We start from the raw sequence: 11624 nt of genomic DNA on the forward strand, positions 1-11624 counted from the left end.
GCGAGCAAGCGCCCGCTATTAATGCTATACATACGAATAACCACTTATTCCCACTCAATGGTGGCCGGTGGTTTCGAGCTGATGTCATATACTACCCGGTTAATTCCTTTTACGTTGTTGATGATCTCGTTGGAGATCTTGGCCAGCAGATCGTACGGTAAATGGCACCAATCGGCCGTCATCCCGTCTAATGATTCTACAGCGCGGAGGCATATTACATTCTCGTAAGTACGCTCATCGCCCATTACACCTACCGATTGTACCGGTAAGTAAATGGCACCCGCCTGCCAAACTTTATCGTAAACACCGGCAGACCGTAAATTGTTGATATAAATTGCATCAGCCTGTTGTAATATATCAACTTTCTCCGGCGTAATGTCACCTAAGATCCTGATGGCTAAGCCCGGACCCGGGAAAGGGTGGCGACCCAAAATATTTGGATCCATGCCTAAAGCGGTACCAACGCGGCGCACCTCATCTTTAAATAAGGTATTTAAAGGCTCAACAACCTTTAGCTTCATAAAGTCTGGCAAGCCACCAACGTTGTGGTGAGACTTGATGGTGGCTGACGGGCCTTTAACGGAAACTGATTCGATCACGTCCGGATAGATGGTACCCTGGCCCAGCCAGCTTACGCCCTGGATCTCGTGTGCGGCATCATCAAATACTTCAATAAATACGCGGCCAATGGCCTTGCGTTTTTTCTCCGGATCTGATAAGCCTGCAAGTGCATCGTAAAATCGCTGCTTGGCATCAATGCCTTTTATGTTGAGGCCCATGTGCTGGTACGAATCCAGTACCGACTGGTACTCGTCCTTGCGTAAAAGACCATTATCTACAAATATACAGTGCAGGTTGGCACCGATGGCCTGGTGCAGTAATACCGCAGCTACAGACGAATCCACACCACCTGATAAACCTAACACCACTTTGTCATTGCCCAGTTTTGCTTTTAGTTCGGCAATGGTCGTTTCGATGAATGAATCCGGGGTCCAGTCCTGGCTGCATCCGCAAATGTCAACCAAAAAGTTTTGCAGCAATTGTTTACCATCGATACTGTGCGTAACCTCCGGGTGAAACTGGATGCCGTAAGTTTGCGTACCGGTAATCTGGTAGGCGGCAACTTTAACGCTATCTGTACTGGCAATGATCTCAAAATCATCGGCTATGCGGGCAATGGTATCCGCATGCGACATCCAAACCTGCGAACCTACAGGTACATTTTTAAACAGAATATTATCCTGTTTAACGTAATCGAGGTTGGCACGGCCATACTCACGGGTGCTGGAAGCTAATACTTCCCCGCCATGGAAATGGGCAACATATTGTGCGCCGTAGCAAACGCCTAAAATAGGCAGCGTTTTATGATGCCTGATGAACTCGAAATGAGGCGCATCTTCCTGACGAACAGAATACGGACTGCCCGAAAGGATAATACCTTTAACGGTGCTGTCAACTTCCGGAAACTTGTTGAAGGGGTGGATCTCGCAGTAAATATTGAGTTCCCTGACACGGCGCGCGATAAGCTGGGTAAATTGCGAACCGAAGTCAAGAATGAGGATTTTTTCTTGCATGGGCAAAGATAGGTTTTTGCCTGTAAAATTTAGAAGTAAAAGGTTAAAAGATGTGTGAAAATGATTTATCGCTAATCTGCATCTTTTTCAGTGTCTGTAAGTTTAGCGGGCCGTTGATAAGATGCCAGGGTTAATTCCTGACATTTTTGAAAACCCATATCTGAGGTAATAAGTGGTAAATTAAATGCTAACGAAGTAGCTGCAAGAGATATAAAATTATATTGGTATCAACTAATATCTCTTTGCCACTCATCTCTCATTTTTTTCGCCGAGGGATGGTATTAGTCCGTTGAATTTCTTCGCGTTAAATCCAATTTTTGTATTTTTCTTGAAAAGCATCTTGTCGATCTTTTCTTTAGTTGCTCCCTCTTTTAATACTACTACCATAACAGTTTGTTGTTAAATAAATTTAACGAAAATATCGTACTTGGCTGATTGTCTTTATAAATTTAAAGCATCGCCGGAAGATCATCAAATATTTTATCCCTTAAAAACTCAGCCCGATCCTCAGCGCATTATCCACCTTATTACCCTGGTTGAACGACAGGCCGTACATTACCCGGATGCCGGTATTAGTTTGCAAGCCAAAGCCAAGTTCGGTGTAATGTTTAAGGGTAGGGGTGTACAGGTAATTTACGTCCACCAGCTCCTGTAATTTCAATTTTCTAATCAGTGGAATCTTATTCAGGATGAACCCCGAGAAGTTATGTTCCAGGTGCCCTTCTAAATATTTATCGCCGGTGCTGTAGCGGTAATAATCGAGCAGTAAAAAATGATTGATGCCAGCGCTATAGAATAGTACCTGGTTACCCGAAAAGTGTTTGTAGTCGGTATAAAACAGGCTGTTGGTATTAAAGAATTTACCCGCCCCAACGTAAAAACTTGTTTTACCATAAAAGCCCATTGGGATATCCGATTTGGCAATATCCGCCGATAGCAACGTATAATCCACATCAGATCCCAGCACATTCTTAAAGCCCTTAACCACGTTAATCCCTATAGTTGGGTATTTAGAGGGTACGTATCGCCTGCCGGTAGGATAGGTCTCGTATTTGTCGCTAAAATCATATGAAGTGCGCAAGCTTACTTTGAACGACTGATTCTGCGCAAATAGCGGTACATCCTCAACCGGGTTCAGCGGATTGTTGGAGGTGAACTCGCGATCTTTCGGATGGAAAAGACTATAGTCGGCTGTGTTAGGCAACCACTTCCGGTCGGCCCATTCTACTGATCCGCTGGCCAGCCAGCCGCCGATGATACGCGTTGATAGACCGGCAGTAATAAATTGCTTTTGGTATAGCTTCTGATAATTCTGCCTGTTGAGCAAGCTGTAGGTCGTATTCATAAAACGCGTAACAGGCTGCAGGTTGTTCAGGTCATCTATGATGGAGCCTCCACCAATGTTGAAGGTAAGGGGTCCGTTTGACAAAGTTACCCCTCCGCTTCCGGTAAAGATGCGGTTGGAAAATCCGTACCCCGCCCTGCCATATACCGAAACGTATTTGGTAGACAATAAACGGTTTACGCTATCCAGCCCTTTGGTATAGGAAACACCATAATCAAGCGCCAGGCCCTGAACGGTGTTATAATACACAGAACTCAATACTGACCCGAAATTATAATACTCGTGTTTGTAACGGTTACGGTGCTGGTAACCACTCAGAAATAGTTTGCCAACGCTCACTTTGTTGTTCTCTTTATCCAGTGAATCCAGGTAGGTTTTTGATTCGCGCTTGGCGGCTAATACTGCCTTTTTGGTATAATCCGTTTTCTCTTCCAGGGTCAGCGGAATAGGGCGTTCCTGGTTCCAGTAAGCAGAGTCCTTTTTGTTTACACCTTTGGTGATGCGCAGCACTTCGGCAAATTGTTTCTTATCCAGTTTCGGATCGATGTCGTAATCTTTATAGATCGATATAAAATATCCGCCAATGCGGAACCCAAATATACCGCCGGTAAACTCAAATTTGATGGAAGCCGGCATCCAAACCTTATCCGTTACCGGCACAAACTCCTGGTTCACTTTTAGTGTGTCCACGAAGTTGATGTTGGCCTTTTTAGTGATGGACAGCGCAAGGCTTTGCAGTCGCCAGGTATCCTCTACAATATAGATGTAACCGCTAAAGCATGGGTCATAGTCACGGCGCGGAGTAACCAGGATCTTATTGATGGTTTCACCGTTCTCGATTGACGCACCCATCAACTTAAATTTATAATAGAAAAGGGCATTATCGGCAATGGGTGACACTAGCGGGCGGTTACTCAGGCCATCCCAGATTTGGGTATTCTCGTAAAAGTTAACTCTCAGGTCTGATGCGCGGTTAAAGCTGAAAGCCCGGTTGCTGCCCGATACCTTAGAAGAAATGATTTCCTCGTGTAGGTTATCCGGCCGCATAAAGCTGAGTTTGGATTGCGACTCTGACAGGTAGACGATCCCCCGGCGGTTACTGTCGAGGCCGGCCTCGCGGGTGGCCTTTTGCACATCAAAGCCCAGGAATTTCTTAGGGGCCGCCAGCAGCTTTTGCAGGCCTTTAATATATACCTCGCAGGTGTAGGCATTCACCTCGTTAAGGTAGCCCTTACGTTTTTTGATGGCTTTACGAATGATGGTGTAAGCAGGGTCTTCCCCGCCTACACGTACGGTAACGCCCTGCAGCTGATAGTCTTCATTATTCAGGGTTACGTCAACGGTCTGGTTGGTTTTTAAATCTATGGTGCGGCTCTGCTGACTGTAGCCAAGTGCTTTGTACTGTACATTGTAAGTTCCGGGCTTCAGGTTGATACTGTACTCGCCCTCGCTGTTGGCAGATGTGCCCTTGGTAGTATTCTTTACATATACGGTTGCAAAGGGAATTGCCTTACCGTCACCGGCAGTTATCTTTCCGCTGATAACGGTTTGCTGCGCGAAAGATGGGAAGGAAAACAGGATTATAAATGCAAGCAATAAGGTTGACTTCATATGGCAGGTTAAGTAAGCACTAAGATGATGCTTATAAATCAAAAATTTTAGACGCACTTTGTTAAATATTGTTAACGGGAAAAGACCTTTTATTTATGGGGGAATTGTGCGTGGCTAGTCCATAATAATTGCACCTAACGAATACAGTCCGCCGCTCGTTCTGGAGAGTTTCCAGCAAACAATTTGAAGTAACAAGGCTGCCTGATTATCAGCTTATATGCCGCTGAATCTGTTCGCGTTCGCGCTGTTTTCAATTGCGAGCAGGCCCGAACAGACCCGAACATACCCGAACACAGGCAATTTATTATCCCCGCTTAATAGCATCAAACCAAAAAGGCGTCCCGTTAGGACGCCTCTTGCGTAGAAACCCAATAATTAAACATTCTCGTTCAATCGGAACGTTTGATGACGACTGGCCTTAAGGCTATTGTAATATTGTTTCGATCTTTGCCAGTTCTTCGCTGCTGAATTCGACATGATCCAGCGCTTTTAGCGAATCAGCCAGTTGTTCCGGTTTACTGGCGCCTATCAATACCGATGTAACGCGGGGGTCTTTCAGCAACCAGGCCAGAGCCATTTGTGCCAGCGTTTGATTGCGCTGCAGGGCCAGTTCGTTTAAACTTTTGATTTTATCAATCACCTCATCGGTCACCTGACTGGTTTGTAAAAAGCCAGTGGATTTTGCCGCACGCGAATCTTCTGGGATGCCATGCAGGTATTTATTAGTAAGCAGGCCTTGGGCCAATGGTGAAAAAGGGATACAGCCCACGCCGTCTTTTTCCAGTACATCCAGCAAACCCGCTTCGGCGTCGCGTACAAACATGCTGTATTTGGGCTGATGGATTAAGCACGGCGTACCCAGATCTTTCAGGATCTGAATGGCTTTGTCGGCTTCTTCTGCACTGTAGTTGGAGATGCCGGCATATAGCGCTTTACCCTGGCGAACAATCAGATCAAGCGCTCCCATAGTTTCTTCAAGCGGTGTATCCGGGTCCGGGCGATGATGGTAAAAAATGTCAACATAATCCAATCCCATGCGTTTCAGGCTTTGATCCAGACTGGATACCAGGTATTTTTTTGATCCCCATTCGCCATACGGTCCTTCCCACATGTGGTAGCCTGCTTTGGTAGAGATGATCATCTCATCGCGGTAACCTGCGAAGTCTTCCTTTAGGATCTTGCCAAAATTGGTTTCGGCAGAGCCCGGAGGCGGACCGTAATTGTTTGCCAGGTCGAAATGGGTAATGCCGCTATCAAAAGCCAGGTGCAGGATCTTGCGGAAATTCTCCATCACATCCACATGGCCGAAGTTGTGCCACAGGCCAAGGGAAATTTCAGGCAGCTTTATGCCGCTTTTACCGCAGCGGCGGTATTGCATTTTATCGTATCGGTTAGCAGCGGGTTGGTAGGTCATATTGGTTGGTTTTGCAGGCTAAATTAAGATATTTTGTCTGAACTCGAATTATAGCAATTTTTGAATGGGTAGAATCATCAAAGCCATGTTAACGACCAAGCACGTGGGGTGCTGAAACAAGTTCAGCCCCCCGGCCCCGGCCGTCGTGCCGAATTTATTTCGGCATCCCACAGGACAGGTAACCGCCATGAAAACGACCAACCCCAGCCGTCGTGCCGAATTTATTTCGGGATCCCACAGGACAGGTAACCGCCATGAAGTTCACCGAGCACGTGGGGTGCTGAAACAAGTTCAGCCCCCCGACCCCAGCCGTCATGCCGAATTTATTTCGGCATCCCACAGGACAGGTGGCCGCCATGAAAACGACCAACCCCAGCCGTCGTGCCGAATTTATTTCGGCATCCCACGGGACAGGTGGCCGCCATAGAGTTCACCAAGCATGTGGGGTGCTTAAACAAGGTCAGCCCCCCGACCCCGCCGTCGTGCCGAATTTATTTCGGCATCCCACAGGACAGGTAACCGCCATGAAAACGACCAACCCCCGCCGTTATGCCGAATTTATTTCGGCATCCCACAGGACAGGTGGCCGCCATAAAGTTCACCAAGCATGTGGGGTGCTGAAACAAGTTCAGCATGACGATGTGAGGCCTTGCAATTGTCCTATTCACCCCCCCGCCGTCATGCCCGCCATAAAGTTCACCAAGCATGTGGGGTGCTGAAACAAGTTCAGCATGACGATGTGAGGCCTTGCAATTGTCCTATTCACCCCCCCGCCGTCATGCCCGCCATAAAGTTCACCGAGCATGTGGGGTGCTGAAACAAGTTCAGCATGACGACGTGAGAATTAGCAATTATCCAGTTCACCCCCAGCCGTCGTGCCGAATTTATTTCGGCACCCCACGGGACAGGTAACCGCCATAAAGTTCACCGAGCACGTGGGGTGCTGAAACAAGTTCAGCAGGACGACGTGAGAATTAGCAATTATCCAGTTCACCCCCAGCCGTCGTGCCGAATTTATATCGGCATCCCACGGGACAGGTGGTCGCCATAGAGTTCACCAAGCATGTGGGGTGCTGAAACAAATTCAGCATGACGACGTGAGAATTAGCAATTATCCAGTTCACCCCCAGCCGTCGTGCCGAATTTATTTCGGCATCCCACGGGACAGGTGGCCGCCATAGAGTTCACCAAGCATGTGGGGTGCTGAAACAAGTTCAGCATGACGACGTGAGAATTAGCAATTATCCTATTCAACCCCCGCCGTTATGCCCGCCATAAAGTCCACCAAGCATGTGGGGTGCTGAAACAAGTTCAGCATGACAACGTGAGAATTAGCAATTATCCTATTCAACCCCCGCCGTTATGCCCGCCATAAAGTTCACCAAGCATGTGGGGTGCTGAACAAGTTCAGCATGACGACGTGAGAATTAGCAATTGTCCTATTCACCCCCGCCGTCATGCCCGCCATAAAGTTCACCGAGCACGTGGGGTGCTGAAACAAGTTCAGCATGACGACGTAAGACCTTGCAATTTTCCTATTCAACCCCCGCCGTTATGCCCGCCATAAAGTTCACCAAGCATGTGGGGTGCTGAAACAAGTTCAGCATGACGACGTAAGGCCTTGCAATTGTCCTATTCACCCCCGCCGTCATGCCCGCCATAAAGTTCACCGAGCACGTGGGGTGCTGAAACAAGTTCAGCATGACGACGTGAGAATTAGCAATTATCCTATTCAACCCCCGTCGTCATGCCCGCCATAAAGTTCACCAAGCATGTGAGGTGCTGAAACAAGTTCAGCATGACGACGTAAGGCCTTGCAAGTCCTATTCACCCCCCGCCGTCATGCCCGCCATAAAGTTCACCGAGCATGTGGGGTGCTGAAACAAGGTCAGCAGGACGACGTGAGAATTAGCAATTATCCAGTTCACCCCCAGCCGTCGTGCCGAGTTTATTTCGGCATCCCACGGGACAGGTGGCCGCCATAGAGTTCACCAAGCATGTGGGGTGCTGAAACAAATTCAGCAGGACGAGGTGAGCATTATATTTTTACTCGGGACTCACCTCAGCCACTACAAAAGTGCTGCCACCTACAAACACAAGGTCTTTATTTGCCGCGGCGCTTTGTGCGGCGCTTAGCGCATCTTTAACCGATGGGTAGGTTTGGCCCTGTAATCCGGCATTTGCTGCTTGTGCCTTTAGGTTTTGCGCATCCAAGCCGCGGGGGATATCGGGTTTGCAAAAATAATAGGTGGCATTTTTTGGCAGCATGTTAAGCACTTTACCCAGGTCTTTATCGTTCACCATGCCGATGACGAAGTGAAGTTTATTGTAGGGAACAGCTGCGATATTTTTTAATACCTCCCGGATACCCTCCGGATTATGGCCGGTATCGCAAATAGTTAATGGCAAAGTTTTGAGTACTTCCCATCGCCCGTGCAGGCCGGTAAGGGTTTTAACTTGCTTTAACGCTGTTGTAATATGATCATTGCTGATCGTAAACCCTTGCTCGCGCAGTTCGTCAACCGCTGATAAAACAGTTTTTAGATTTTTGACCTGGTAAGTTCCGGGCAGATCAAGCTGCAGGTTCAGCACTGGGTCGTCCGAAAAAGCAAAGGTAGGCAGCACCTGTTTTTGAATCTCTACCGAAAGAGTTTCTGTGTCACTATCTTGCGCTAAAACCTCCCATTCTTCAGATGCAAATTCGATGTGTGCATCAAGTTGTTCGGCCCTGCGAAGAAAAACATCAGCTATCTCCGGTTGATATTCGCCAATGACGACCGGGATATTCTCCTTAATGATCCCCGCCTTTTCGCCGGCGATCAACTGCAGTGTGTCGCCCAACATATTCATGTGGTCCCAGCCGATATTGGTGATTATGGATAGGAGCGGGGTAATGATGTTGGTAGAGTCGAGCCGCCCGCCCAGGCCCACTTCAACAACAGCGACATCAACTTTTTCTTTAGCGAAAATATCAAACGCGAGTGCTACGGTCATCTCAAAAAATGAGGGCTGGATCTCCTCAAAATCTTGCCCGTGGTTTGCTACAAAGTCAACAACCGTTTCCTCGCTGATCATCTGCCCGTTGATCCGGATCCGCTCCCTGAAATCTTTTAGATGTGGCGAAGTATACAGCCCTGTTTTATACCCGGCAACCTGCAAAATGGCAGCCAGCATGTGCGAAGTAGAGCCTTTACCATTAGTACCGGCTACATGGATACTTTTAAATTTGTGCTGTGGATTATCCAGTTTTTCGCATAACGCCAAGGTATTGGTCAGGTCCTTTTTAAAAGCCGAAGCACCAACCCGGGTAAACATGGGCAGTTGTGTGTAAAGATAATCGAGGGTGGCGTTGTAGTCCATAGTCCATGGTCCATAGTCGATAGCTATGGTTGGGCAAACTTAGGAAATAATTGTTTGGGAATGATGCGTCAGAACTTAATAGCATCTGGCGCAAAAGTGGAAATGATCACCAATGTGATCTGTAGTAGAGACGCAATGCTTTCGTCTCAGGTGAACGGGCAAAGCGTTTGATACGGCAAGTCTAATTAATTCGAGGTCGATCGCTATTGATAATGGTCTACAGCCTAATTCACTTTAAACACAAACGTCATCGTACCCGGCTGCGAATCCGGGGCGGTATCTGATGAGTTGAAACGGGCATTCTTCAATGCATCTTCGCATTTCTGGAGCAGCTCGGAATCTACTATAGTGGTGCCCGGCGCCCCGGCGTTGGCATAAATAACATTACCGTTTTTATCCACCCGGATATCAACGACAACTTTACCCTGGTGGCGTTTATTGTCGGACACTTTTGGGTAGGATACAAAGCTGCGCTGGGTAAGGTTAAGGTTGCCGCCATTGCCGCTTCCGGTGCCGTTGTAATTATTAGTTAGTGTAGTGCCGGTAGTTTTACCCTGGTTGCCCGGGGTAGAGCCCGTACCATCACCTTCACCGGTGCCATTATTGGTTTTTCCTTTGTATAACGCATTCTGGTTAACCGTTGGTTTGGCTACCGGTTTAGTTGTTGGCTGCGTAGCTACTGTTTTGCTTGGAGCTTTAGAGTTAGCAACTACTTCAGGCGCATCCTCGTTGGCTTGGGTAACAACATTTTTATCGCTGTTATCCACTTCCTGCTTTTCTTCGGTAGGTTGTTCCGGGGTTACTTTATCGGGTTTGGTTTGGTTGGCTTTCTCCGCAACGGAAGGTTCTTCAACGCTCATGTAGTCGCTGCCCATCCCTTCATCCACTGTACCGTAGTTTACCAGGATACCGCCCGTGCCATCTTCAGCTTTGGGCGGCGACTGAAAAACAATGAAATAGCACAAGGCCATCACCGCGGCAAGTATTACACCTGTCGCAGCAAACGCTCTCGGATAATTATTTTCTTCCCTGTATTCCATTCTTTTAGTATCAAGTAGTTAGTATCAAGTATCAAGACTGTGCCTTGCGTGCTAGTCAGTCTTGCGTGCATGGCCAGTATCAAGACGCTGGCATTCGCACCACAGCCAGTATCTATCTTAACACTAGCTACTATGTACTCGTTACTTTTTATCCTTTCGGCTCCGTGGCCAATACCAGTTTAATATTTAATTTTTGTGCAATATCCATCACCTGTACCACATCCTGTATGGCAACGGTACGGTCTACATATAGCACTATCGTTAATTCGCTTGCCAGTGTTTTATAGCTGCCGATCACCGCAGGCAAATCTGCAATGGGAACTTCCTTTTTATCAACCGTGTATTTAAGATCTTTGTCTATAGAAACGTTTATCGTTTTTTTAGATACCGATTGCCCGCTTGCTGATTTTGGCAGCATAAGCTTGATCACATTGGGGTTGGTTACCGTGGATGCGATCAGGAAGAACAGCAGCAGGAAGAACATGATGTCGTTCATGGCGGAGGTATGTACCTCTGCCGATGCGCCCCGCTTTCTCTTTCTTAAATTCATTTGCTTGGCTCCTCTAACAGGTCAATAAACTCGATCGCGTCGGTCTCCAGCTTCAGGATCACTTTATCAACCATCATATTTAAAATATGGTAACACACATAAGCAATGATCCCTACAAACAAACCTGCGGCAGATGTCACCATTTTTACGTATAAACCACCGGAAATTACGCCCATGCTAATGTTGTCTGTCTTAGAGATATCGTAAAAGATCTTGATTACCCCGGCAATGGTACCCAGGAAGCCGAACATTGGTGCAATACCTGCTACAATACCCAGGATGCCAATGTTTTTTTCCAGTTTGGATACTTCCAGTTTGCCTATGTTTTCTATCGCACCTTCAATATCCTTAATGGGGCGGCCTATTCTCAGCATGCCTTTAGCCAGCATGCGGCCAAGTGGTGAGTTACTGTTTTTACAGATAGCGATGGCGGATTCCAGATTACCGGAAAGGATGCTGCCACGAACCTGCACCATCAGGTGCGACTCGTCTTTAGCAGCCTTGCGGATAGTGAAATAACGTTCGAAAAAGATAACCAGGCCCAATACGGCCAAAATCCCGATAGGGACCATTACCCAGCCACCTTTTAAAAGAAGGTCGCCAAACCTTAATTCCTCATTGGGGATCTGTGCCAATTGCTGGCCGGCTTGTTTGGCCGTATCCACCAGCTTGCTTGCCGTATCTGTAACCTGTGCGAATAGTAAAGTCATTTGTGTATGTTCTGAATATT

General features: G+C 47.4%; 7 protein-coding genes. All 7 read right to left on the minus strand.

The genetic code is table 11. From position 1 onward, the window contains the following. Positions 1 to 44 precede the first annotated feature (44 nt). Complete coding sequence (gene guaA / locus A0256_11005; GenBank protein ID AMR31914.1) at positions 45 to 1574, minus strand: GMP synthetase; 1530 nt, start codon at positions 1572 to 1574, stop codon at positions 45 to 47. Positions 1575 to 2061: 487 nt separating this feature from the next. Further along, a complete protein-coding gene (locus A0256_11010) occupies positions 2062 to 4530 on the minus strand; it encodes a hypothetical protein (protein AMR31915.1) in 2469 nt (822 codons plus the stop codon). Positions 4531 to 4954: 424 nt separating this feature from the next. Then, on the minus strand, positions 4955 to 5944 hold the full coding sequence (locus tag A0256_11015; GenBank protein ID AMR31916.1) for an L-glyceraldehyde 3-phosphate reductase: 990 nt from the start codon (positions 5942 to 5944) through the stop codon (positions 4955 to 4957). Between the two features lie 2046 nt (positions 5945 to 7990). Beyond that, positions 7991 to 9304 carry a dihydrofolate synthase gene (locus A0256_11020; GenBank protein ID AMR31917.1) on the minus strand — a complete coding sequence of 438 codons (1314 nt, stop codon included), beginning with the start codon at positions 9302 to 9304 and terminating at the stop codon, positions 7991 to 7993. A 224-nt stretch (positions 9305 to 9528) separates the two neighbouring features. Beyond that, a complete protein-coding gene (locus A0256_11025) occupies positions 9529 to 10344 on the minus strand; it encodes a hypothetical protein (protein AMR31918.1) in 816 nt (271 codons plus the stop codon). 148 nt (positions 10345 to 10492) lie between these two features. Beyond that, positions 10493 to 10894, minus strand: coding sequence for a biopolymer transporter ExbD (locus tag A0256_11030; GenBank protein ID AMR31919.1), 402 nt, complete (start codon positions 10892 to 10894; stop codon positions 10493 to 10495). Next, positions 10891 to 11604, minus strand: coding sequence for a biopolymer transporter ExbB (locus A0256_11035; GenBank protein AMR31920.1), 714 nt, complete (start codon positions 11602 to 11604; stop codon positions 10891 to 10893). The genes A0256_11030 and A0256_11035 overlap by 4 nt, the downstream gene beginning before the upstream one ends. Positions 11605 to 11624: the final 20 nt, after the last annotated feature.

This window comes from Mucilaginibacter sp. PAMC 26640 (assembly GCA_001596135.1).
GTDB lineage: Bacteria > Bacteroidota > Bacteroidia > Sphingobacteriales > Sphingobacteriaceae > Mucilaginibacter.